Source organism: Siphonobacter sp. BAB-5385 (genome assembly GCF_002261125.1).
Taxonomy (GTDB): Bacteria; Bacteroidota; Bacteroidia; order Cytophagales; family Spirosomataceae; genus Siphonobacter.
In genome coordinates this window covers 1-24,053 of sequence record NZ_NMPS01000046.1, presented here as the reverse complement: position 1 = coordinate 24,053, position 24,053 = coordinate 1, and the positions used below count along the sequence as shown (strand labels likewise).

19 protein-coding genes are annotated in these 24,053 nt (G+C 47.6%); 2 read left to right on the top strand and 17 right to left on the bottom strand.

Features of this window, described 5'->3' with window-relative positions; translation table 11 throughout:
* Positions 1-65: 65 nt before the first annotated feature.
* The 7 genes from BWI93_RS04125 to BWI93_RS04100 form a co-directional block, all read right to left on the bottom strand.
* Positions 66-671 carry an RNA polymerase sigma factor gene (locus tag BWI93_RS04125; RefSeq protein WP_094808886.1) on the bottom strand — a complete coding sequence of 202 codons (606 nt, stop codon included), beginning with the start codon at positions 669-671 and terminating at the stop codon, positions 66-68.
* Between the two features lie 358 nt (positions 672-1,029).
* Entirely contained in the window at positions 1,030-2,541 is a 1,512-nt protein-coding gene (locus tag BWI93_RS04120) for a VCBS repeat-containing protein (RefSeq protein ID WP_094808885.1), read from the bottom strand.
* A 3-nt stretch (positions 2,542-2,544) separates the two neighbouring features.
* Positions 2,545-3,891, bottom strand: coding sequence for a vanadium-dependent haloperoxidase (locus BWI93_RS04115; protein ID WP_094808884.1), 1,347 nt, complete (start codon positions 3,889-3,891; stop codon positions 2,545-2,547).
* Positions 3,892-3,910: 19 nt separating this feature from the next.
* Positions 3,911-6,886, bottom strand: coding sequence for an FG-GAP-like repeat-containing protein (locus tag BWI93_RS04110; RefSeq protein WP_255157721.1), 2,976 nt, complete (start codon positions 6,884-6,886; stop codon positions 3,911-3,913).
* Positions 6,887-6,894: 8 nt separating this feature from the next.
* A complete protein-coding gene (locus tag BWI93_RS28505) occupies positions 6,895-7,467 on the bottom strand; it encodes a VCBS repeat-containing protein (protein WP_255157720.1) in 573 nt (190 codons plus the stop codon).
* A 91-nt stretch (positions 7,468-7,558) separates the two neighbouring features.
* Complete coding sequence (locus BWI93_RS04105; protein ID WP_094808883.1) at positions 7,559-9,319, bottom strand: RagB/SusD family nutrient uptake outer membrane protein; 1,761 nt, start codon at positions 9,317-9,319, stop codon at positions 7,559-7,561.
* Between the two features lie 50 nt (positions 9,320-9,369).
* The gene (locus BWI93_RS04100) at positions 9,370-12,618 is read right to left on the bottom strand and encodes a TonB-dependent receptor (RefSeq protein WP_255157719.1); all 3,249 of its coding nucleotides are present in this window, start codon (positions 12,616-12,618) and stop codon (positions 9,370-9,372) included.
* Between the two features lie 567 nt (positions 12,619-13,185).
* Here BWI93_RS04100 and BWI93_RS04095 point away from each other — a divergent pair.
* A complete protein-coding gene (locus BWI93_RS04095; RefSeq protein WP_094808882.1) occupies positions 13,186-13,959 on the top strand; it encodes a S1 RNA-binding domain-containing protein in 774 nt (257 codons plus the stop codon).
* A 263-nt stretch (positions 13,960-14,222) separates the two neighbouring features.
* Here the strand turns inward: BWI93_RS04095 and BWI93_RS04090 are convergent, their stop codons facing one another.
* The gene (locus tag BWI93_RS04090) at positions 14,223-16,874 is read right to left on the bottom strand and encodes an alpha-L-rhamnosidase (protein ID WP_094808881.1); all 2,652 of its coding nucleotides are present in this window, start codon (positions 16,872-16,874) and stop codon (positions 14,223-14,225) included.
* A gap of 140 nt (positions 16,875-17,014) precedes the next feature.
* Positions 17,015-17,458 carry a hypothetical protein gene (locus tag BWI93_RS04085; protein ID WP_176454126.1) on the bottom strand — a complete coding sequence of 148 codons (444 nt, stop codon included), beginning with the start codon at positions 17,456-17,458 and terminating at the stop codon, positions 17,015-17,017.
* A 218-nt stretch (positions 17,459-17,676) separates the two neighbouring features.
* Between BWI93_RS04085 and BWI93_RS04080 the strand changes: the two genes are divergently transcribed.
* Positions 17,677-18,945 carry a phage integrase SAM-like domain-containing protein gene (locus BWI93_RS04080; RefSeq protein ID WP_094808879.1) on the top strand — a complete coding sequence of 423 codons (1,269 nt, stop codon included), beginning with the start codon at positions 17,677-17,679 and terminating at the stop codon, positions 18,943-18,945.
* Positions 18,946-18,948: 3 nt separating this feature from the next.
* On the opposite strand, the gene BWI93_RS04075 is transcribed toward BWI93_RS04080, so the two are convergent.
* From BWI93_RS04075 to BWI93_RS04040, 8 genes are all read right to left on the bottom strand, one after another.
* Positions 18,949-19,548: a hypothetical protein gene (locus tag BWI93_RS04075; RefSeq protein ID WP_094808878.1), complete on the bottom strand. Its 600-nt coding sequence runs from the start codon at positions 19,546-19,548 to the stop codon at positions 18,949-18,951.
* Positions 19,549-19,588: 40 nt separating this feature from the next.
* Positions 19,589-19,774, bottom strand: coding sequence for a hypothetical protein (locus tag BWI93_RS04070; RefSeq protein ID WP_094808877.1), 186 nt, complete (start codon positions 19,772-19,774; stop codon positions 19,589-19,591).
* Between the two features lie 17 nt (positions 19,775-19,791).
* A complete protein-coding gene (locus tag BWI93_RS04065; RefSeq protein ID WP_094808876.1) occupies positions 19,792-20,082 on the bottom strand; it encodes a hypothetical protein in 291 nt (96 codons plus the stop codon).
* A gap of 1,713 nt (positions 20,083-21,795) precedes the next feature.
* Positions 21,796-22,077: a hypothetical protein gene (locus BWI93_RS04060; protein WP_141217350.1), complete on the bottom strand. Its 282-nt coding sequence runs from the start codon at positions 22,075-22,077 to the stop codon at positions 21,796-21,798.
* Positions 22,059-22,757, bottom strand: coding sequence for a patatin-like phospholipase family protein (locus tag BWI93_RS04055; protein ID WP_094808874.1), 699 nt, complete (start codon positions 22,755-22,757; stop codon positions 22,059-22,061). Before BWI93_RS04055 ends, BWI93_RS04060 begins: the two co-directional genes overlap by 19 nt.
* Before the next feature lie 29 nt (positions 22,758-22,786).
* Positions 22,787-23,122 (bottom strand): hypothetical protein, encoded by a 336-nt coding sequence (locus BWI93_RS04050; protein WP_094808873.1) that lies wholly within the window; start codon positions 23,120-23,122, stop codon positions 22,787-22,789.
* A gap of 2 nt (positions 23,123-23,124) precedes the next feature.
* Entirely contained in the window at positions 23,125-23,445 is a 321-nt protein-coding gene (locus BWI93_RS04045) for a hypothetical protein (protein WP_094808872.1), read from the bottom strand.
* A gap of 27 nt (positions 23,446-23,472) precedes the next feature.
* Positions 23,473-24,053: DUF5675 family protein (locus BWI93_RS04040; protein ID WP_217902231.1), on the bottom strand; the 581-nt coding region annotated here is incomplete at its 5' end.

Genomic DNA, 24,053 nt, shown 5'->3' with positions numbered 1-24,053 from the left:
TTACAATAATAGCTCATCAATCAGCCAACTGCCTGATTTTCAGCATTGCTTCAAAATAAAAATATTTATTGAAATAATACAGTTAGCAACAGTAAGCCCAGACTTAGATAGAAGGGCATGTCGTGCCAGTTTTTGCGAAGACGGGCAATAGCTTCGTGGAGTAAATTGTAAACCGATTGCCGATTCATGTTCATGATAGCGGCAATATCTTCGTGAGGAAGCTCTTCGGAGAATTTCAGATATAGAATTTCCTTTTGCCGTTTCGGCAGGGTATTCAGCAGCTTTTCAAACTGTTCACGGGTTTCAGTAGCGTGCTGTTGTTCGACCCAGTGGTTTTCAACCGAAAATTCGAAGTACGTTTCCGGCTCCACGTTTTCCCAGCGGGTCCACTTGGCCTGCTCCCTGAAAATGCGTAGGCGTAAGGCTTTGTACAGGTAAGGTTTAATGACCGCCGGCTGACTGATGGTCGAGCGGTGCTCCCATAAATCAAAAAAGACGTCCTGAATACAATCTTTAATCAAGTCTTCGTCCAGTGAAAGTCGACTCCCGTATCGGAACAATATGCGGGAGTAGCGTTTCATGAGCTCCGAAAAGGCATGGGCGTCACCCGCTCTGAATTGACTCCAGAGTTCCTGCTCCAATAAATCGAATGGCTTTTCAGAGGAAAACATTGGGCACTTTTTGAACGAACAACTGAGCAAATGTAATTTTTTTCTCCAATCTCCATTCTTGAGACGATTATAAATTTACAATATTTTTTGTAACAAAACGATTATACGATATGCGTTATTTAGACACAATTCATAGCCAATAGAACTGAGTAAGATTTTAATGCTTGAGTAAGGCTTGAAATTGATTCAATACTTATTTAACAAAATCTAATACAAGTTGCAAACGCTGGATTGTATACGCTGTTTTAGTACTCGTTAATAATGCTTTTTATTAAATAAATCAATCTACTTAACCTTTTAATCTATACGCTTATTTTAGCAAAAAACAATCCTTAAAGAAAGGATCATCCGCCAAAGCTTACTGCAACAAAAATGCTCGTTTCTCCACTCTATTACGGGTCTTATTTTCAAGAATGATAAAAGGAATTTTTGTACTCCAATGCGGTTGAACATGGGGTAAGTTACGAAAGCCTTTTGAAAAGTTTCCGAGCACTACATCCGTATCGCCATCACCATCCCAATCTTTGGCATCCATACAAATCCATCGGCCGTAGGTTGTAACGGGTAGCGAATATGGCTCGAAATGTAAGGGTTGCGTTTGTTTGAAGTACAAAAAGTTCTCCTGCGGGTGGTGTTGAAAGTCCGCAAAGAAGGCAATGGTAGCCAGATCGACATCGCCGTCCAGATCAAAATCTTCGGCTAACGCTTTGGTAGCTCCATTGATGGGATAAAACCAGTGTTTTCGGAATTTAAAATTCCCTTCATTCAGATAGATATACAGCCCATGATACGGCTTTAAAATCCGGGAATAGTCACTATTATCGCCACTGGTATAAATCAGATCTAACTTTCCGTCTTTATTGAGGTCCACTAACTGAAAACTACTTGATCCGGCCAGGGGTGAAAATCGCAGCAAAGGAATTGATTTAAACCCACCCTTTCGATCATTTTGAAGTAACCACAGGCCTTCATTGGCATGGGCAAACAGGACGATGGCATCGGGCCAGCCGTCCGCGTTGTAGTCTCCCACCTCAATCTGCGTAGCTCCGGGCTGGGCCGTCAATAGTCGGGTTTCATAAGTTCCGTCGGCTCGTTGGCTAGTCAGGTACAGGCCGCCCTGCGTATGTCCGAAGCCGGCAATCAGCCAATCCGTACGTCCATCGCGGTTGAAATCGCCCGAAGCCGTATGAATGGGTCGGGGCATTTGTCGGGTTAGTACGGTTTGGTTGGAACCCTTTCGGTGAATCAGACTTCCCGCCCACTGATCCTGAGCCCGCATGGTACCGATGCTGGTAGCGAATAGTTCCGAGTCAGAACGAACGTGCAACTGTACTACCGGAGCCGGAAAACGAACTGAATCGACCCGATTCAAATCCTGATCCCATTGTATCACCATCGCGTTGGTAGCCTGAGCCGAGTACACCCGGTCTTTTTCCAGATGCACCATCAGCGTGAGGGCCGTAGCGGAATCGGCGGGAGCGGGCTTGACGGCGAACAGGGAGTAGTCATTGCTGACCGGAACTCGCTGAGCGGGCAGTAGCGTATCGGGAGCAAACTGCCTGAAATAGTCTACCAATGTCAGCCATTCTTCGAAAGGTAAGGCAGCATTTGTTTCGGGATAATATTCACCGCTGGCGGTAGTGCCAATTCCTAATTTGGGAGCCATGGCGGGCAACACCTGCTCTAACCAGGTTTGCCGGTCGAGTAATTCCGGGCGAACGGATAAGTGGCAGGAACTGCAATGCTGGTCCACTAACTGAGCACCCTTTTCGGCTAGCAAAGCGGAGCCTGACTGACAGTAACTTAAAACCAGTACCAGGCTCAGCCAGCTACCCAGCCGGACTATCCATTGAGTAAGCGATCGAATCATACGTTATCGCTGGGCCAGCGAAGCCTGCAAACCGGTTTTAAGTAATAACCAGGAACCTACTTTTTTGCCCTGCTCCGTCCCCCGTTTGCAGGAAAATTCGTAATGAATTCCACCGTACATCCGGCTGATGCCCGCCTGTTCAGCGGCTTCCATGAAGGAATGAAAACTGCGTTCGCCGTGGCCGTATTCTTTCTCCGTCGTATCGTGAAAGGCAAAATTTGCTCCGTACAACTGGCTCAGCACCGAAGCCGCCGAAGCAGAGATTACGCTATGGCCGGAGGTGTATTCAGGAAAAGGAGGCGTTTGTAAATACGACTCCCAGCGAGGATTCAGAAACTTATCAATCACGGTCACGGGTCGCAGGTATTCACTGCGGTACTTCTCGTCCCAGCAACTAATGAAACCGTCGAGTAAAGCCGACGCCGTCAGGGCGTATCCTTGAGCCGATTTCACCCAATTGGCTTTGGTCTGGCGAGCCGCCAGTCCTGCAATGGCCATCCAGTGTCCGCCGGGCGTCATCTTTTTCCGGCCAATCATTAAATGGCCCGAATGCTGGGACACAAACGGATTGTCATCCCAGAAGCGGGCAATGACTTTTTTCTCCTCATCCAGTGCATTTCCGGTTTCATACACCTTGACGACCTCTTTCCAGAACGGACTCTGCGGATTGCGGCTGTACGGATAGGGCCGTTCGGGCTTGAACTGACTCGCCGAGTCCATGCCCATTGGTGAAATGAGTCCCCAGTAAGGTTCGACGGCATCGGAATAATCGGGCGGTGTCGGGAGCCATTTGTCTTCAATATCCTGTTTGATGCTGTACCGTTCCATACCGCGGGTTTCCTTGTAATGGTCTTTCGCCGCTCGCTCCATGATCTTCTTCGCAATTTGCTCCCCAAAAGCGATGGAGCGTTCGTAAGTTGGCTCGTCCACGGAAACGCGGAAACGTTCCAGCAGCTGAGCTTCAAATTGCCGGATGGTATCTTTGGAAAACGTCAACTTCTCAGCTACGAAACAAAAGGCCTTTACCCCGGCTAACGTATAAGCGTACGACTGGCCCGCCTCAGGTTTCGGCATGGCCGGAAAATCGTTGAGATGCTGGGTCAGTGAAGGCTGGCTGGAGTCTTCGAACCGTCCGGCCTCGTAAGCGGCCAGAGCAGTATACGTGTAAATTCGACTGGCTACGGGCGGAGAAAAAATGTCGTACACGATGACATCGGTCAGTTTCTTGACGCAGCTATGTACACTTTCCGGACTTTTGGGGTCCAGCGTTTGTACCCGTGACGTAGATTGGCAGGCCGTCAGTAAGCCCCCCAACAGTAGCAACAGAAGAAAGGGTTTGTAATGATTCATAGGTCAGGAATTGAGGGAATTACCAAAGCTTACGAGAGCTGCCTTTGGCAGAAATTGCCTGGGCGTGAACCAGTTGTGAATTTTTCAGTACTAAGGCCGAAGACTGTGAATAGAACGAGGAACCCAGCGGCACTTCCATCCGTCGGGACTGCTTGTTTTTCAGCGTCAGTACTACCGTTTCATCCCTGGGAGACAGTCGAACGACGGGCTGGGGCTGACGAAGCCGAAAACACCGCAGACGATCCCGGTTTTGCGTAGCCATCAGGCAGTACTGCCCTTTCGCATCCAGAAACTGAACCAGTCCCTTGGCATCGCCCGGAATCAGTAGTCCACTTTCAGTCGGCGATACCGCCCGGAAGCCTCCCTTTCCGTTGCCCAGTAGCAGCAAACCCTGAAAAGCATCGTAACGGCCCATGGTTAGCTCATTGCCATAATCGTTTCCGGCCAGCAGCACATCCAGATTGCCATCGGCGTTAAAATCTTCGATAACCAGACCAAATACCGGAGCGATCTGAGCCAGCGTCGGCAACGGTTTTACCACGAACGTACCGTTTCCCTGATTTTCAATATAGCTTGATTTGGAATAATTCGCCTGCAATACCAGAGCATCTTTTCGTTCCTCCGCACTCAGAAACTGGTCCATCGTCAGGGCAGCGTAGGTTTTGTAATTGGGAGCTTTGGCCCGCGTACCAATCAACTGCTTCACCATATCATCGCGTACGTGGAAGGGATATTCCCGATAGGTACCCCCTTCTTTTTCCGGATAATACACGCTGGGAATTACGTCATAACTACCGTTTTGGTCAAAATCTTTCGCGTACAGGCGGGCGGGTCGCTGCTCAGAAACCCGCAGCAGATTGTTTTCACCCAGATTTCCTGCGATGTAATCAATGTCGCCGTCGTTGTCGAAATCTCCCGAACTTAAGGAATTCCAGAAACCTACATAGGATTCCAGCCCCGTATTCGCCCGAGCCAACGCTCCTTTTGTATTCTTCAGTAAGGTCAGAGGCATGTACTCACCGGCGAGTAATAAATCCGGCCAGCCATCCCGGTCCGGATCGGTCCATATCGCATCGCACACCATGCCGATGTTGACCAAGGCCGGAGCCAGCCGGGGCGTTACGTCGGTGAACATCACCTTACCCTTTTGGGAATCATTTCTCAAAATGCGACTGGAAACTGGTTTCGGAAAGGCTTCCGGTTCAACGCGACCACCCACGAACAAATCCAGATCCCCATCTCGGTCAAAATCAGCGGCTTTCACGCAGGAGCCACTGATTCGCTCGGCGGGCAAGGCACTCAGGTTTCGCTGGAAATGTCCCTTGCCATCATTGAGGTACAAGCGATCCTGAAAACTTTCGCTGCCCGCGTGGGCTTCACCTCCCCCACTGACAATGTACAAATCCAGATCACCATCGCCATCCGCATCGAAAAGCAAGGTACCCGCATCTTCCGACTGCTTGGCGTCGCCCGACGGGTCCGCCTGGAAAGGCACCGACTGAAAACCACCCGTGGCTTTTTGGAGCAGGAAGGTGCCCCGCTGTCTTCGCGAACCACCCATAAACAAGTCATCGAGACCGTCCCCGTTGACATCACCTACGGCAATGGAAGGTCCAAACTGTGAAAATTTGTGGGGTGCCGTTTTCTGCACGTTGAAGTCGATATAATCCCGTTCGGTATGTTTATAGGGAATGGCCAGTGTGTCGTCAATGGCTTCAAACAGCGTAGGCCGGGGGGCCGGAGTGTTGCGTTTCTGATGAGCATTCCGTACGTCGAGAGTTACGACCTGATCGACGGGGAGGTTACGAAGGGTTTGCGAAAGCCCATTGGGCCAGGTGACGGTTAATTCCCGAACGCTGGTCTGCTTACCCAGCCCGAAATGCCCCGCCGCTTCCATACTCGACAGATAGCCGCGATAGATGGTGTGCTCGTACATCTGCTGCTGATCTTCGCCGTAGCGGATCTCCACCTGAGCTCCCAGACCCATCGGATTCTGGCCTTCGCCTTTAAACTTCACCCGAAGAAAATGATGATCTTTCGTTTTGTTTTCCGTCAGATTGTTTCGGTACACAAAAGCCGAATCGTTGATATTGCTGACTACCCAATCTAGGTCACCGTCATTATCCAGATCGGCGTACGCGGCCCCGCTGGAAAAGGTCGGCTGGGTCAACCCCCAGGTTTCGGCCTGATTGGTAAAGGTCAGGTTTTGATTATTCTGAAAAGCATAATTGCGGATTTTCACCTGCGGGATTTCGTGCAGCAACAAATCCGAACCCGCGATGGAACCCACATCGGCCCGATAGGCCACGAAGTCGTGATCTGTAATGTCTTTCGGATAGCCGTTTGTCACGATAATGTCGCGGTAGCCGTCCTGATCAAAATCGGCCACTAATGGCGTCCAGCTCCAGTCCGTTTCCGCCACGCCCGCCAGCATGGAAATATCAGAAAATACCGGACGGCGTTTACCCGACGCGTCCGGAACCAGCCCCTGATTTAATTGTAAGGTATTGCGAACATATTGGTACTGATACCCAAAGATTTCATTGTTGATGTAGGTCTGGTAACTGGCCGGATTCAGAAACATTTTTTTCCGGTAATTGTCCTCGGGCAGCATATCCAGAGCGATGATCTCGGGCTGACCGTCATTGTTCAGGTCGGCAATATCCATACCCATGGCCGAGGCACTCGTATGCTTCAGATACTCCGCCGAGCGATCCGTAAAGGTACCGTCCTGGTTGTTAATCCAGAACAGGTCATTGCTGATGTAATCGTTAGTTACGTAGATGTCTTTCCAGCCGTCCTGATTGATGTCGCAGATATTCAGGCCCAGTCCGTACCCCTCAATGGTGATCCCGGCTTCTTTCGACACATTTTTAAACACGGGATGACCCAAAACCGGATCCGTCCCTTCGTTTCGGTACAGTCGGTCGGTGTTGGAGGCTGAACCGTCCCGGTGTTTGTAATGAAAATTATTGGGATGCCGCTCGGGCTCCATTTCGTTGGTTAATACGTATAAATCCAGGTCACCGTCATTGTCGTAATCAAAAAAGGCCGCATTGGTCGAATGACCGCTGTCGCTACGCCATAGGCCTGGCCCATTTCCCGGAACGTAGGCGTACCCCCGGGCTGACAGGTTTGATTGATGTATAACAGATTTTCCCGCCGCTCGGGACTTTTGCTAACCGTCGCACACACGTACAAATCCAGCCAACCGTCGGCGTTGATATCTACCACGGCTACCCCCGAGCACCAGCGACCTTTGCCTGCTACACCCGCTTTTTCCGTAACATTTTCAAAACTCAGATGGCCCTTATTCAGGTACAACTGATTAGCCACCTGATTACCCGTAAAGTACACATCCGCCAGACCATCGTTATTGAAATCGCCGATACCTACGCCCGCACCATTGTAGGTGTACTCAAAATCGAGCACGTTGATGGAATCATTCTCTACAATCCGGTTGACAAAGGTGATGCCCGTATCAGCGGCGGGCAGGTTACTGAACAGCGGCTGTTCACAAGCCGTAAGGCCCCCCAGCAGTCCGGCCAGCCCCGCCCAAACGGATAATTTTTTCATTCGTAAAAAGGTCATTCGGGAAATAGTGCCAGGTTAGGAATGGATAAAACCCCGCGAATGCAAATCCGCGGGGTTAAAGGGTTTGGTCTACTCAATAACCGGGATTCTGCTTCAGTACGTCCTGTCCCTGCAAGTCGATCTGAGCCTGCGGAATGGGCGAGTATTCATCCTGATTGGTGGTGAATTTCGCTCCCCCCAATGCACCCGATAACTTCCGGCCTTCGTACGTGAGGTACGCATTGAGTTCCGTAGCCGCCGTTTTCCAGCGAACCAGATCAAAGAAGCGGTGGCCTTCTCCCGAAAGCTCCAGTTTGCGTTCAAACCGAACGGCGGTACGAGCCGCGGCCTTGTCGGTCCAGGCGGTATCGTAAGTGCCGATTACGTATTTGGCAGCGTCGGAGCCGTTGCTTCGTTTGACAAAACCCGCCGAATTGGCCGCCCGTTTGCGTACCAGATTGACATACTCGCGGGCTTTTTCCAGCGATCCTACTTCAATTTCGGCTTCCGCCGCCATCAGCAATACATCCGCGAAACGGAGGATGGTGAAGTTAATGGCCGTGTAACCGGGCGTCCAGGAGCTGTTATCCTGCAAAGAACCTACGTCTGACTTGTAATACACGTATTTTTTCGGAGAATACGGTCCGCCGTAGGACTGTTCCCGAATCCAGTCTTTGCCGGGAAAATCCTGCCAGTCGAGGTACGGAATACCCCGGCGACCAATCGAGTGATCGATTCGCGGATCAAGGTTGCCCGCGTCGGGCGTAAAGCTCTGGCTACTTTCCAGACCCATGTCCGTTTTTACCTCATTTCCCGCATTATTGTACGATCCATCCAGCAACGGTAGTCCCTGAGCAGTGGTACGGAAAGAGTTGGCCAGCTCAAAGCTCGGCTGGAAAAAGCCGCAGCAGTTACCCGGACCAGCCGTTCCCGTATTGTAGGGAAAGTTCAGGTCAAATTCCGGGTTCGCGTTATTGACGTTACCCGTATTGGCCGCCGCCTGAATGGCAAAAATGGATTCTTCGTGGTTGTCGTTCGAGGCCTTGAAGATGTCGGAGTACTTGGCTACAAGTCCATATTTCTTGCCATTACTGGTTTTCCCATTGGCAATAATCAGGTCGTACAATGCTTTCGCCTCACTGAATTTGGACTGGTACATATACACCTTGGCCAGGTACGAAGCCGCTGCCCACTTGTTAGCCCGTCCTACCGATCCCTGCGTTTCCGGCAGGTTAGTATAGGCATACTTGAAATCATCTTCAATTTTAGGCCACAGGTCGGCGTTGTTAGGCACTTTTTCGATTCCCGTTCCGTAGTCAATGCTCTCATCGACGTAGGGCGTATTGCCAAATTCCCGCTTCAGTTCAAAGTAATAATGGCCCCTTAAAAATCGCGTTTCGGCGGCGATTCGCTTCTGGTCCGCTTCGGGAATGGCGGAACCCGCCTTTGCCATAATTCGCAGTACCGCATTGGCCCGGGCTACGCCTTCGTAGTTGCCATTCCATTTGTCCTGTACCGGTACGCTCGTCGTAATCGTTTCGAAGCGTTGAATCGGATTGATGTCGGTGTAATCCCCCGGGTTGGTGCCCTTGTTGGCATCCCCACCCCGAATGCTACCCCAGAGCCAGTTGCTGGCACTCGCCAACCGCGTGGACCGTCCATTGAGTTGAGCGTATACGGCGATGAGCTGGCCATCGAGTCCCTTGGTGGTGGCCAGTTGTGAATCCGTCAGAGCACCCGTCGCCGGAATTTCCAGAAAGTCGTCTTTACAGGACCAAACCAGGGCGGTTGCGGCCAAAATCAGAGCCGTCAGTGCGGTGCGTTTCTTTGTTAAGCGTTGTATGGGATCACTCATAATTGTGTTCGATAAGAATGGTTTTCCTTTTGTTGCCAGCAGGTTCCCGATTAAAAAGCAAGGTTGATACCGGCTACCCAACTCCGGGTCACGGGGTAGTTTCCAACGTCGATACCGAAATTGGTATCGGCGTTACCCCCTACGGCCGGGTCCAGACCCTGATACTTGGTTATGGTAAAGAGGTTATTTGTCGAGATGTAAATTCTCAGTTTCTGCATCCGCAGCTTACTCAGCGTGGGTGCCGGCAGCGTATAGCCCAGGGAGAGGTTTTGTAAACGCAGGTACGAACCATCTTCTACGTAGAACGAGTTGGATTGCGTATTGGTAGAGAAGTTCGAGGCACTTTCGAAAATGGGGATGCTTGCGTTCAGGTTGTTGGGCGTCCAGGATTCTTTCACCCGTTCGCTGATGGCTGCTCCGGCAAACGAAGGATAGAAATCCGTAAACCACTTCGATACGTTGAACACTTTATTACCCAGCGACGTATACAGATAGGTCACAAAATCGAAGTTTTTGTAACGCAGAGTCAGATTCAAACCACCCACAAACTTCGGTACCGGACTGCCCAGATAGGTACGGTCATCGGCATTGATCACACCATCGTTGTTAAGGTCCTGGTAGCGGAAGCGTCCGGGACCGGCACCATCCTGTTGCGGAGCCCCATCTACTTCGGCCTGATCGCGGAACAGGTTCGTTACTTTGTACCCGTAGAACGAGGAGATGGAGTAGCCCAATTGGTTACGGATGGGATTGATTCCCCGGAAACCTGGGTTCACCGAAGTCAGGTATTTAAGTCCCTGAGCCAGCGAAACGATTTTATTGTCCAGCCAGCCCGCCGTTACGTTTACTTCGTAATTCAGATCGCTGGAGATTTTTCCGCGATTGATGAGTTGCAGGTCAATACCCTGGTTCCGCATCTGACCCGAGTTTACGTAGGGCAACTGAGCGGAAGTACCCACTTCGGCAGTAACCGGAACCTGGAATAACAGGTCTTTGGTATTTTTCCGCCAGAGGTCCAGAATCACATCCAGTTTACCATCGAACAACGTGGCGTCAAAGCCAATGTTGGAGGTAACGCTGCTCTCCCATTTAGCAAAAGGGTTCCCGATTTGCGAGCGGTAGTAGCCTTCTAGCGTACTGGAGTTGGTACCGTTCAAATCGTACGCCGACTGGCCCAGGGTAGTCGCGTACAGGCTATACTGGTTGGTGGGGTTTACGTTGTTCGAGTTCCCCATGATACCCCAGCCCCCGCGAATTTTCAGATCCTGCAGAAAACCGACGTTTTTCAGGAATGGCTCTTCGGAAATACGCCAGGCGGCCGAGAAGGCGGGAAATACCCCAAACCGATTAGCTGCTGCGAATTTAGAGGAACCATCGCGGCGAACCAGCCCCGTCACCACGTACTTCCCTTCGTTGAAGGAATATTTCAAACGGCCAAACAACGAGTAGAACGTAGCTCCCCGGTACAAGTCACTGTTAGCCACCCGCGAGGATACGTTCGTGATCGTAACATAATTTTTGTCGATCGAGAAAGGACTCTGACCAGAGGTACGGTTTTCGCGGCCCGCTCCCGTATTCAGTGCTTCCTGTCCTACCAGTACATCGACGTTATGCAGACCGAAGTCTTTTTTGAAGTTGGCCGTGTTTGTAAACGTCCAGGCAAAGTTGAAGCCGTAGGTTTCGTTGTAGCTAAACGCCGAGTTGTTTTCCGAGTTTTCGTACTGACGACGGTTGTAACCCCAGTTACTGTACCCCGTGTAACTTCCCCCAATGCTGCTCCGCAGGGTTAAATTCTGAATGGGGTCAAATTCAAGGTACGCGTTGCCGAAAGCACTGGCACCAAAGCCCCGGTTGTCTTTCTGACCATCCCGCGAGGCCACGGGGTTACGGGGGTTATTGAAGCCCTTCGCCGCCGTACCCGCATACCCCCCGAATACGTCATAGATGGGAATGATGGAAGGCATCCGGAACGCCGACAGAATATCATTTTCATCCGCAGAAACCCCGGCTCCACCGTTCCCTCCCGACTGACCGAGCACCTGCCGGTAGGTAGCCTGGAAGTTCTGACCGATGCGAAGGTTTTTCAACACATCAAATTCCGTGTTGGCCCGTATACTATATCGCTTGAAATCGTTGTATTTCAGGATACCCGCCTGCGTCTGAATACCCAGGCCTACGTAGTAACGGCTGGATTCGGTACCACCCGAAAAACCCAGCGAGTGCCGCATCAGCGGAGCCGTACGAGTGATGGCTTTGTACCAATCGGTGCCCTGCCGGTTGGTGGCTACCACCTGATAAATATCCCCAGCATCAAAATTGACATTGTATTTGGCCCGCTCGGCGTCCAGATTAATATTACCAACGACGCCATAATTCTTTCCTACCATCAAATAGTCCGGAATAACGGGGTTTGCTCCATTCCCAAATTGGGGGTGAGTCCATTCGTCATCGCCTACCTTCCAGCCATTGTTCCGGTACGCATTCCAGGTCCAGTTGGCGAAATCCGTGGGATTCATCATTTGCTGTCCTTTGCCGGGATCCGTCAAACCAAATAAGCCATCGTACGTAACGGTTAACTTCCGAGCCTGCCGCTGACCTTTCTTCGTCGTATAGACAATTACCCCACTGGCCGCCCGGGCTCCGTAGATGGAAGCGGAGGCCGCATCCTTTAATACGGTAGTCGACTCAATATCGTCAGGATTCAGAAACTCGGTAGAGCTGGTCGGTACCCCATCAACGATGTACAAGGGTTCGTTGCCGCCAAAAGCACCAAAGCCCCGTACCCGCACCTGACTGGTCGTACCTGGCTGACCATTGGTGATAACGGTTACCCCCGCTACCCGTCCCTGCAACTGTTGCTCAACGTTACCGGAAGGCGTTACGGTCAGATCTTTGGTTTTTACGGTGGAAACGGCCCCAGTTGTTTCCCGACGGCTATCCGTCGTATAACCCGTAACCACTACTTCATTCAGCGAAGCGGCTTCTTCCTGAAGCGTGACATCGATACGCGTTTGATTTCCAACGACGATTTCTTGCGTTTTATAGCCAACAGCTGTAATCAGCAATACGGCATCCGTAGAGGTAAGGGTTACCGTAAACTCGCCGTTCGTGTTCGTATTGGCCCCGCTGGTGGTGCCTTTTACCAACACACTGGCTCCAGGAATGGCTTGGCCCGATGACTCAATAATCTTACCCGTCACTTGACGGTTTTGAGCCCAGACTTCTGTCATCCCACTAAATAATCCCAGAAGAGTAAGTAAAAATACTACCCTTCCTAACTGATATAAGTGGTTCATCATGGTAATTGTATTAAGGTTTTGAAGCTTTACTTCACAATTTTATCCAATTATTCCACACACACAATATGTATTTTAAAATATTTTTATAATTAATTATACTATACCAATTTACAATGATTCTTCGTAAGATAAAATCGTATAAAACGTCGACGTATCATTTAAATAGACCTCTATCCTGATGTCTTGAAAGGCTACATATAGTGTCTTTATTTTCTTAATAATCAGCAAATAATGATTTGTATGTATGGAATGATGTTTTTTGATACAAATCAATAATCATATATAATGTACAATTTTAGCTTTTATTAACATTTACCTCTACCGCAAATTGGGGGAGTCATTAACGTTGGATAGCCTGTCCAAAGGCTGAGACGCAGTATACGCTAATCTCTATACGTAACTTAGGGAGGAATGAAGAAATGAATGGGGCCTAATGCTCATTCCTGACCAAAAAAGAAGAACTTTGCAGCAGGAATTGTGCAACCCAGGGTTGTACCTCAATGATCGTTTTATGATTTCTGTAGGAAAAAAAATACACTGACGGCCCTGCGACTCACCAGCGTAGGAATGTTTTTAGGCAATGGTGAGGATGAATTACTTCTACCCAACAAATACATCCCGGAAGGACTGGAAGAGGGGGATGAGATCGAAGTATTCGTGTACCGCGATTCGGAGGACCGGCTTATTGCTACCACCCTGCAACCGTATCTGGAGTTGTACGAGTTTGGCGTGCTGAAAGTAAAATCGGCTGGGAAATTCGGGGCTTTTCTGGACTGGGGACTGGAGAAAGATCTGCTGGTACCCTTCAGTGAACAACTGCATCCCTTGCAGGAAGGCGAGTCGGTGGTGGTGGCACTCGTACCAGACGTGGAAACCGATCGCCTTATTGGTACCTGCAAAGTGGGTCAGTATCTGGAGTATGAACGCATCCCCTTCGCTCCCGGCGATGAAGTGGACCTGTTGATTTACGAACGCAGCGATCTGGGCTATAATGCCATCATCAACAATCATTACCGGGGTTTGATTTACTACAACGAGGTATTTCAGCCGCTGACCATTGGTGATAAAGTAAAAGGCTATATCAAGCAGGTACGGGTTGATAAATCCATTGACCTTTCCCTGCAACCGCAGGGGTACTACCACAGCATTGACGTCAATACGGATAAAATTTTAAAAACGCTACAGGACCAAAGCGGCTTTCTTCCGCTTACGGATAATAGTGACCCTGCCGTAATTTATTCAACGCTGCAAATGAGCAAGAAGGCCTTCAAAAAAGCCATCGGAGCCCTGTACCGGGAGCGGGTCATTCGGCTGGAAGACGATGGAATTTATATGAATTGAGTTTTCAGTTGGAGTAGTTAGAGTTTGAAGTTGTGGGTTTAGAGTTTTGGGTTGGTGCGGTATTGCGATTGCGTTGTGGCATTCGTTTCTAAGCTCGTCTACTTCCGAAAGGGACAACTTCAGGCATCCAGAAAAGTCCACTGGCTTTTTGTGTATGCACTGCTGCACACCTTTTTGAATGACTGGATCGGTTACGCATAAAAAATAAAAGGCTAGCCTGGTTTAATCCGGGCTAGCCTTTCTTTTATACGGGTTGTAACCCCTTATTCTTCGATGACAAACGTATGATTGCCTGCTCCTACTTTGTAGCCTTCACTCGGATTCGTTACCGCTACCGGCTTGCCCGCTAGCATTACTTTTTTCCCTTTCAGGAAAACAGAAGCCGTACTGTTGGCCGGAATACTAACCTTGTATTCGACGGTTTTACCGGTCCGTTTCCAGGAAGAAACAATGCGACCATACGGACCCTCGTGCTGGGCTTCGAACTGTTCCAGTCCTGCTACAAAATTGGGACGTAGTAATACGTTTTTAAAACCCGGTTGCGTCGGATCGGGTTTGATGCCTCCCAGCCCTTTGTAAATCCAGGCTCCGATTTCCCCGAACATGATATGGTTCAGGGAGATATCGGACTTGGCCTGAATGTCCCAGTTCTCGTATAAGGTCGTTGCACCATTTTTAATCCACCAGCCCCAGGAAGGATACTTTTCGTTGGAAGCCAGCGTGTACGCTACATCTGCATGACCGTTTTCGCTCAAGGCATTCAAAATGGCTTTCGTACCCAACAAGCCTACGTCTAAAGCGTTGCCATCGGCTTTCACGCGTTTCGCCAGATTGTCGGCCACTTTGGCTTTCAGGTTTTCGGGAACTACGCCCCATTGCAAGGGTACGGCCAGTTCTGTTTGCAAGCCAGAACCATACATACCCGTTTGGGAATTGAGGTATTTAGCATTGATGGCGTCCTGAATTTTCTTCGCCAACGCAGCGTATCTGGCCTGATCTTCCGTTTTGTTGAGTAACCCAGCCGCTTTGCTTAGGATTGTAGCATCAACGAAATAATAAATACTCGACGTCAGCTCAACGGGCGACTTGGATTTCACCGGTACCCAATCGCCCAGGCCCCAGGTCGTCAGGCCCGAAGGAGCGATTTCCGTAATATGATCGACGTAGCGTTTGATGTTCTCGTAGTTATCAGACAACGGTTTGGCATCGCCGTAGAAGAGGTACAGATTCCAGGGAATGACCGCAATGGTACTCGTCCAGTCCGGACCGTTGGCCCAGTCGTAGCCCCAGCCGCTGGTGGGGATGATGGCTGGTAATACGCCATTGGCCTGCTGCTCGTCGCGGTGATCAGCCAGCCATTTTTCGTAAATGGTAATACCATCGAAGCTGTACAGCCCCGTTTCGATCGCGATTTGTCCGTCACCCGTCCAGCCGTTCTTCTCCCGTTGGGGGCAGTCGGTCGGATACCCAAACAGGTTCGACAAGTACGCATTGTTCGTGGCCGACCAGATTTTATCCAGCGTCGGATTCGAGGACTGCACCTGCCCTATCGGCGGTACATCACTGTGCATGAAATACGCCGTCAGGCTAGCGGGCGTCAGTTCGAGATCCCGATCCTGCGACGTTACTTCTACGTACTGAAAGCCCTTATAATTAAAGCGGGGCATGAAAGTATCTTCCCGGCCACTCAGGGTTACAATATCGGTCTGGAAAGGGTCCTGATTATCGGTGGGTCGATAGTGGGCGTCGATATTCGACAGGTCAACCCGACCGTTTTCGTACAAACGCTCGCCGTGTTTGAGCCGGACGACCGTACCTGATTTCCCCTTCACTTTCAATTCACTAACGCCCGCAATGTTTCGACCCATGTTATAGACCCAGGTCGTATCGTTGATCCGTACCAGCGAGGCCGTCCGGATTTCTTCGACGTTGCGAATCGGGTGCAGGGCCTGAGCGACAATATGTTGCGAAGGAGCGGGCCGATTCATGACATTTTTCCACTTCGAATCGTCAAAATCTGCCGTATTCCAGCCGGCCTGTTCCAAGCGGGCATCGTAATGCTCGGCGGTGTAGATGCTGTTGAATACAATTGGACTCAGAGCCGTTTTCCAGGACGTATCACTTGAAATCGTTTCCGTACTGCCATCTTCGTAAGTCACCCGTACATCCAGACAAAACGAGGGGCGACTCCGCCAGGGAGCCTGATCGAAATACCATACCGCCGTTGACTGGTGATTGTACCAGCCATTTCCGAGCAGGATACCGATGGCATTTTTCCCCTCCTGTAGCTGTTTGGTTACGTCATAGGTCACGTACAGGGTTCGGCGATCAAACCGCGTGTACATGGGATCCAGGCGGTGATTACCAACTTTTTGACCGTTAATAAAGAGTTCGTACAGACCAGCGGCTGCCACATACGCCCGGGCCGAACGAATTTTCTTCGTCGTCTGGAAGGCTTTCCGAAAGTACGGAGCGGGTTTAATCTTACTATCGCGGGAATCCGAAATCCAGGAGCCCTTCCAGTTAAGCTGATTCATCAGGCCGGTTTCAAAACTCGCTACTGAACTCTGGGGAGCCACTTTTCCGTCCTGATCCCATAGTACCACGGCCCAGTAATATTTGGTGTAGGGTTTCAGGGCCGGACCCTTGTATACGGCCTGATTCAGACCGGAAGTAATTTTGCCCGATTGCCACAGGGCCGTTTTCTGTACCTGCACGGAATCGGTACTCACAAAAAGCTGATACGCTGTTTGCCGGGCTCCGGGCCGTGAATCCTCCATGTGCCAGTTGAAACGAGGCTGCGGGGCGTCGATGCCCAGCGGGTTTTTCAGGTGCTCGCAAGTAAGGTTTCCGCCTTGCTGAGCATACAGAAACGTAGAACTACCAACCAGAAGGGTTGTTAAAAATGATTTCATAGGCAAGAGGACGTACGATTAAACTTCCGCAAGGTAACGTGTTTTAGGGGTAAAGCCGTACCGTACTTTCGGCCCGGCTGGTTATAGGAAAGCCCGAAAACGAATTTTCGGGCTTGGTACATGATTCAAGCGACTATATTCTATTTACCAGGAATAAATTCCAGATTGGCGGCCTGAGCTTTGCCGTCCACCTGTACGTTCGTTTGCTGTAACGTCAGGCTGTTGCTGCTTAAATTGACCAGTTTGAAAGCTCCGGCAAAGCCACTCACATCAATATCCACTACCGTTTCGTCGGCATTCAGGTACCAGGTTCCACCGTTAAGTACCTGCCCGCTTTCATTGAGAGCCCGTACGCGGTTATTGGTCTGAAACTGAATGGACATGGCATAAATCGCATCCGTAAATACCCCCAGACGGCTTCGGTCGATGACTTTACCATCCACGTCGGTTACCCGGTTGAGTTTCCAGGGCGTATTGATCAGCATGTCTTCTTTGGCAGAAGTTTCTGACTGGTCGGGGTCTTTTTTGCAGGAAGCAAAGGTAAAGAGCACCAGGCTCAGTAATCCCAAAACGAGTGTTTTCATCATGAGCGTAGGAAAGGAAAGACGGGGACTGATGCCGTACTAACGTTCAGTCAAAAGTAGGGATTGCCTTTCCACTCTGCAAAAATATATTTTGTATTCAAAAATACATTAAATTACACAACATCACATTCCCACACTTTTGACGGTTACATTATTTACACAACTTGTTATTTTATGTAATATTGTTACTGTAAAAGTTTCTGCAATCGTTTCTGCAAATGTCAACGTCCTTTAATATTGAGCTTTCGCCCCGCCCTAATCGGGAAGGGTTATACACCATTTATTTACGTATTACCGTACGGCGACAACACAAACGTATAAAAACTTCAATACTTATTGAAAAGAAGTTTTACAATCCAGAGGCTGAATATGGTCGGTGGATTCGTAAAACCCATCCCCGATCCCGGCAAATTAATGAGGCTCTCGTTGGAATTTTGGATCAAGCTCGCAGTGAGTATGAGGGGCTGGGCTCAGTCGCCAGCAAGGAGGCAATAGCTAAAAAAATCCTGAATCCTGACAAACTGACACTTGCCGATTACATGCTACAGTGCATTCAGGAAATATTCAATACCACAACTTACGACCACGCTACGCAGTGTAAATGTATATTAAATCAGTTTGTTGCCTTTTTGCCCAAGGATATTCTACTGACCGAGGTTACAACCTATCATATTAATCAGTATAAAGTACATCTGCTTAGAAAGAACCACGCGAATACGGCCAGACACTACCTGAAGAAAATTGGGACTCAGTTTCGCAGAGCCTATGATAACGATCTGATCACTAAAAACCCTTACGATAAAATTGAGTACCCTAAGTCGGAACGCTGTACACGAAAAAAGATGAGCGACGCCGAAATTGATACTTTAAATAATGTAAAAGCCCAGAATCCGCGATTCATGGGGAAATGGGACGAAATCGCGATTGAACTCTACTACTTCTCCTATTTGCATGGTGGGATTCGTTTAGGCGATATGGTGCAGCTGCGAGTAAAAGATTTTCAAAATGGTCGGCTAACGTATGAAATGAATAAAACAGGGGTGGTAAAGTCAATCAAAATCCGACCTGAAGCCCAGTCCATCTTTGATAAATATTACAATCCGGACGCCCTGCCCGAACATTACTTTTTCCCTCTGCTTGATAACAACGCCCCTTACTCACGATTTATAACGAAGGCTGAGAAATCAAAGATGCCCCTACCTATAAAGCAACATCATTATAATGATATGTCCAGGGTAAAACGTAGAATCAACGCTTGGTTAAAACGTAAGGCTCTGTTAGGGGAACTTGAAGGAGTGACTTTCCATACCGCCCGGCATTCATTCGCTGACAAGGCCAGAAGGATGATGAAAGAAAAGAAGAATATTACGATCGATGGGATTCGTTTGATGCTGGGGCACTCCAGCTTAGCCACTACCCAGCGTTACCTTAACAGCTTTGACCTGGAAGGGCAGGACGATGCCCACGACGCCATCTTTGGAGATTAACGGTTATAAATATTTAATATTATATGTATAATCTGCTGGCATCCGACTATACTTTCCTTCATGGCAAGGTAATATTTTCTTACCATCTAGTATTTCTGTTTGGTCGTTAATACAAATCGAACTGATTATATTTCCTAAAATATCGTAATAAGTCGATTCCCATTTTACAACATTAGAAGCGAATCTTAAACCTATACCTTGGCCTGGCATTAATGAATAAATTTTTCTTTGGGAGGTTTCTTTTTCATTGCCGGTAGTTTCTTTAATAAAAATGTTTAGTGCCACACTATTACCTACATTTTTAATAGCCCATACTCCGCCATCTTCTATATAAAATATTAATATCGGTCTATTACGTTCTTTTTCTTGCTTTTCAGCTTGTGAGGCTCTTGCATCTTCACTTTTATGAATGTAAAGCGTTAATGTTGATAACAAAATTAGACTTGAAATGCTCACAAATACATTCATATAATCCCCAAATTGTCCCCAATTTTCTGGGCTATTTGAAAAAGTATGATTATGGAATTGCATAGCGTATATAGCTACTGCTCCCAACATTATAAAAGTAGATGCAATTAATCCTACTAGTAAGTAATTTTTCATATTATCTTATTTTTATTAAAATAGCCCAGCACTTGCCGGGCTATTCCTTATCAATATGTTCTCGTTCGAAAATGATAATGGCCAGTTTCGCCCAGGCTGGAAACGATTCGTCTGACCGGGTGATCACCCGTACGGAATCCTCCGTATTACCGATGAGCTCCGCTACCTTTTTATTAGTAAGCCCGTAGTGCTTTTTGAATCGTTTGTATCGTTCCGGCCAGTTCATCCGGCAAAAATATGCCTTTAACCGAGTTTCGAGACGAAATCTTGAATTTGCTGAGCGGTTTCCGTAGAGATTGAGAAAAAGGCCGCTTCTCCTTCCGGAATCTGTACCCCCCAAAATTCTTTCAAGATTGGAGCGTAACTTTCATAATACACAGAATCGATGTAAATGCCAGTAACACCGTCCTTCTCCTGAATCGTAAATGGCTCATCAAATACAGTTTGATTAACCATGCCGCCCTGAACAGTAAAATCGAGTGAAAGTAAGTTACCCGAAATCAGCGTGACGTTTAAGTGCTTTACATTAGTCATAATTGTTTTTCTACAAATGTAAGTATAACAAAATAAAAAGGAAATATATTATTTCTTTTTATTTGTATACTATTTTAGCAATTTCAAAAAAGCCTATTTTTGAGACCCTTTTGAACCACTTTTGGGGCCCTTTTCACTCCTTTTAATAGGTTTTTCATAGGCTTTCTGCAGGTAATTCATCGCACTTACTTTACATTTGCGTTCGAATTACATTGAATTTACATTCAAATTACATTGACTATCCGTTCAATAGGTTGAGCTTGGTCTATCTAAGGTGATTACTATATCCTTGGGTACATAAAAGAAAAAACCACCGAGTGCTAGTCGGTGGTTTTAGGAACTGTTCAAATAATTTTAGTGCTGATACACTAAGATTAGGCTAATTGACAGTTCTGCAATTGAGATCACTACTGTGATCAACGGCTGATTTCTCTTGATAAAGCTGTTCAGCCGCTTACCGATTGGGTTTTTCATATAAATATGAATTGCCCCCAACAATTGAAAACGACCTGCTTTCGAGTGGGTCGTTTTTTATGACCTACTTCTACGGCAGTAGTGCGGAAGCCATTAAGCGTCGTTGACAATCATCAGGTGTTTCTGACTTCCACTTCAAAAATAACACATCAACTCGCCCTTTTACCAGTTAAACATAGCGGTCAAAGACGTTTTCTACCCTGTTCCACGACATTAACCCGGCAATAACGCTGAATACCAGCACTTAATGATTCACGTGGAACAGTTGTTTTTTTTACTATCACACGATTTACTAATTAATAAAGTTTCGAAATCTCATACATTTAAAGATTATAACATAATCAATTCTCTTGGCTGAGGTCATTTAAAATAGTTTAACTTATCCTCAAAAACTTGGCAATTACAATTTGATAAATAAAATCAAGTGTAAAATTCTACTTCCATTTTGAGTTAACAGTAAAAATCTTCGATTACGTCGAGTTGATGGGAGTCATTAAAACTTACTATCTATTATGATATATGTAACGTAATCATAACCATACAAATTCACATCAACAACGCATTATGTTGATTATCAACACATTATGCATATTTTTTTTAACTTCAATTAAAAAAAGTATATAATTTCATTATATCTATAATCTTAATCATATACCTTTGATGTAATAATTTATTACATTTCAAGTAATGACTTGAATCTAATAAAAAGCCCTACTGGGGTCAATCCAGCAGGGCTTTTAGTGTTACTTGTTCAAAATGAACGGCAACACCAGATTAAACGTGTTGATTATAGCTGTAATCAACGGAATTGATAGCTTAAAAATTTCAAAGAAATGTTTAAGCTTACTATTGGGTTTTGGTTCCATGTGACTGGAGTTTAACCCTCCTGAGAAACGATCTCTTTAAGGGATCGTTTTTTATTAACCCCTAAAGAGGTTCGGTTGGTACCATACCATCGTTTTTCAGAAGATGACGGCACCGGTTGTAAAAGTACGGTTAAGCTATGCCATGTACAAATAAAATATCCTGAGTCTCTTGCAAATCTGTGTTTTGTACAAACTATTAGTTATTTTCAATATTTTTCTGATTTTCAAATACTTACGCACTTAAAAGGTAAAAAAATTACATACTGGGCTAATTATACCTTTTAGACTAAAATTCTTGAAAAAATACAACACATTAGAAAGCCCTAATTATATTACTTTTAGAACTTCCTAATGTATTTAGAACAGGTCAGTACTACTTTACTGTCTGATCGCCTTGCAGCAAGGCTACTATTCTATCAAGTAGATTCTGGTTATCCTCTATAAACTTTTCTGCTACTGCTTTCATCTTAGCCATGGCTTCCGGGCTTGCATCGTCCATCTTGATACCGGGTGAATCAAAATCTAACCGGATGTACCGCTCTTCGGAATCGAAAAACCAATACAGTAGATTGACGATGAAGTCCACCACCTGGAAGGAGCCCGACATCTGAATACCGATGATCGATTCCACCATCATCAGAGCCATCTTACCCACCAATGTACTTTTTTTACCCTTCTCGCTCCCGTGCCCCAGCTGATTACGTACGGCAGTTCCTTACAATCTTTATGGGACTTGAAGTATTCCGCCAGCGTCATCAGTGTTGGGTTAGCAGCGAACACGCCCCCGTCGATCAACGTATACTTATTTCCTGCTTTCGAGGTAACCTCCGCAGGTTCAAAATACGTTGGGGCTGCCATACTGCCCAGCGTAGCGTCCGCCAGATCGAAATCAAAATCAGGATCCAGTTTCGCTTTTTCTGAACTCATCACCCATACCTGGTCCGTATCCGGATTGTAGGCCATGGCCAGCGTCGGACGGACGTCGGAAAGTGCTAATCCTTTGAAAGCTTTCTTTAATTGCTCGTGCAAATACGCTTTACCATACTTGTATCCCACCAATCCAAACTGACCCGCGAACACCCGGATGCGGGTTGCCAGTTTTTTCCGGGTAAAGATCAGTGGGCCGTGCTGCTCGTACCATCCCTGCTGATCCTTTTCCTCGGCCCGAATCAGGGAAGAAATTCCCTGCCCGGTCGAGGCCCCGGCCACGATCGTAATGTAATGCGAAAGCGGACGGGGTAACTTGCTTTGTAGGTAGTCGTGAACTATAGCGACCATATAGCCCCTCATGCCGCCCCCGTCGACGGTCCAGAGCACTGGAATTTTCTGTTTCATAGATTTAAGTTCTGGAATGTTATACGCGACTAGTCGCAAGGGTGAGTTTGATTGACCCCTAGCTTTTCATCGCCTTTTTTCTCTGAATAGTCCTTCAAAAATTGATTAAACGCCAGACCGATCACCGCTACAAATGCATTGGTAGCCATATAGACAAATTCGACGGGCTGATCCTTCATTACATTCCAGCCCGATAACAGAAAGACACCAGAGACTCCGGTGACGAACGTTAACACGATAAATATGGCCCAGCCCAACCGGTGAAGCTTGGGCATTTTTGGGTCAAACTTCAACAGGGCTCGTAGCACTCGATACGTAACAATAGAGGCTACAGCCAGCAACACAAAGCCTAGCACTTGTACCATGGTTATTCAGTTTTGGAGAAAAAAACACGTTGAATTTCTGCCTTCATTTTCGCCCAGGTCATACTCTTGGCCAGGCGAGCTCCCTTGCTACCCATGAGCGAGAAACTGGCTGCAGTAATAATAATGATCGACTGTTTCCAGCTTAACACGTAAATGATGAAACCAGCATAGTAGCCGACTGCATAAGACAAGGCAAATTCTTTCAGGAGTGAGCGGTTCGTTTGGTACGCTTGATCTTCAGACACCACAAACAAGTTTACCAATGCACCCAGCGTTACGCCAATAAAAGACAGTATTAGTAAATCCCTCAGCTCCTTTTCCATTGCGGCGGCGTTGTTTGATGTGTGGGTTTAAGCCATTAGCGAATCCGGCCTGGCCTCTAAGAAATTTGTAGCGGAGACAAGTACCTGATTCATGGCTATCGTTTCCTGTATGGAGTCTCCGTATCCGGATTCTATTGTTATCCATATCTCCTCCTTGCGTTTGTCGGCGGATTCTAGTTGAACAAAAAGCTTATCAAAGGCTTTCCGACTATCAGAAATCCAGTCTGCGTCCTTTCCATTCCAGGCTCCTGTCAACGGACAACCTTCCGTATGGCTGGATTTATTACCGGAATGAATCCGGATACCTAAATAGCCAGGAACATTTTCGATCTCAGGCAAGATGCGTTTGAAGCGGTTCGAATAAGTCAATTTCACTCGATAGCGACCTATCGGAATAGCCGTTTGCCCATGAACCTTGATTTTTTTGATACGGTCCAGCGGCATATCCTTTCTAAGACCCCGATCCTTATCTTCCAGCGTGTAGCATTCAAACAATCCGTCGACGGACAATTTTGCGATCGTCGCCTTGTCGTTTTTCGCTTTTCGTGAGAGCAGTAATTCCATGATTGTAGGTAAGTAAACCGGGCAGCCCTTCAAAGGAGCCGCCC

Excerpts from the sequence above, each read along its gene's own strand:
- BWI93_RS04125 (WP_094808886.1), bottom strand. The coding sequence starts at position 671 with ATGTTTTCCTCTGAAAAGCCATTCGATTTATTGGAGCAGGAACTCTGG.
- BWI93_RS04120 (WP_094808885.1), bottom strand. The coding sequence starts at position 2,541 with ATGATTCGATCGCTTACTCAATGGATAGTCCGGCTGGGTAGCTGGCTG.
- BWI93_RS04115 (WP_094808884.1), bottom strand. The coding sequence starts at position 3,891 with ATGAATCATTACAAACCCTTTCTTCTGTTGCTACTGTTGGGGGGCTTA.
- BWI93_RS04110 (WP_255157721.1), bottom strand. The coding sequence starts at position 6,886 with ATGGAGCCCGAGCGGCATCCCAATAATTTTCATTACAAACACCGGGAC.
- BWI93_RS28505 (WP_255157720.1), bottom strand. The coding sequence starts at position 7,467 with ATGAAAAAATTATCCGTTTGGGCGGGGCTGGCCGGACTGCTGGGGGGC.
- BWI93_RS04105 (WP_094808883.1), bottom strand. The coding sequence starts at position 9,319 with ATGAGTGATCCCATACAACGCTTAACAAAGAAACGCACCGCACTGACG.
- BWI93_RS04100 (WP_255157719.1), bottom strand. The coding sequence starts at position 12,618 with ATGATGAACCACTTATATCAGTTAGGAAGGGTAGTATTTTTACTTACT.
- BWI93_RS04095 (WP_094808882.1), top strand. The coding sequence starts at position 13,186 with ATGTTTTTAGGCAATGGTGAGGATGAATTACTTCTACCCAACAAATAC.
- BWI93_RS04090 (WP_094808881.1), bottom strand. The coding sequence starts at position 16,874 with ATGAAATCATTTTTAACAACCCTTCTGGTTGGTAGTTCTACGTTTCTG.
- BWI93_RS04085 (WP_176454126.1), bottom strand. The coding sequence starts at position 17,458 with ATGAAAACACTCGTTTTGGGATTACTGAGCCTGGTGCTCTTTACCTTT.
- BWI93_RS04080 (WP_094808879.1), top strand. The coding sequence starts at position 17,677 with ATGTCAACGTCCTTTAATATTGAGCTTTCGCCCCGCCCTAATCGGGAA.
- BWI93_RS04075 (WP_094808878.1), bottom strand. The coding sequence starts at position 19,548 with ATGAAAAATTACTTACTAGTAGGATTAATTGCATCTACTTTTATAATG.
- BWI93_RS04070 (WP_094808877.1), bottom strand. The coding sequence starts at position 19,774 with ATGAACTGGCCGGAACGATACAAACGATTCAAAAAGCACTACGGGCTT.
- BWI93_RS04065 (WP_094808876.1), bottom strand. The coding sequence starts at position 20,082 with ATGACTAATGTAAAGCACTTAAACGTCACGCTGATTTCGGGTAACTTA.
- BWI93_RS04055 (WP_094808874.1), bottom strand. The coding sequence starts at position 22,757 with ATGAAACAGAAAATTCCAGTGCTCTGGACCGTCGACGGGGGCGGCATG.
- BWI93_RS04050 (WP_094808873.1), bottom strand. The coding sequence starts at position 23,122 with ATGGTACAAGTGCTAGGCTTTGTGTTGCTGGCTGTAGCCTCTATTGTT.
- BWI93_RS04045 (WP_094808872.1), bottom strand. The coding sequence starts at position 23,445 with ATGGAAAAGGAGCTGAGGGATTTACTAATACTGTCTTTTATTGGCGTA.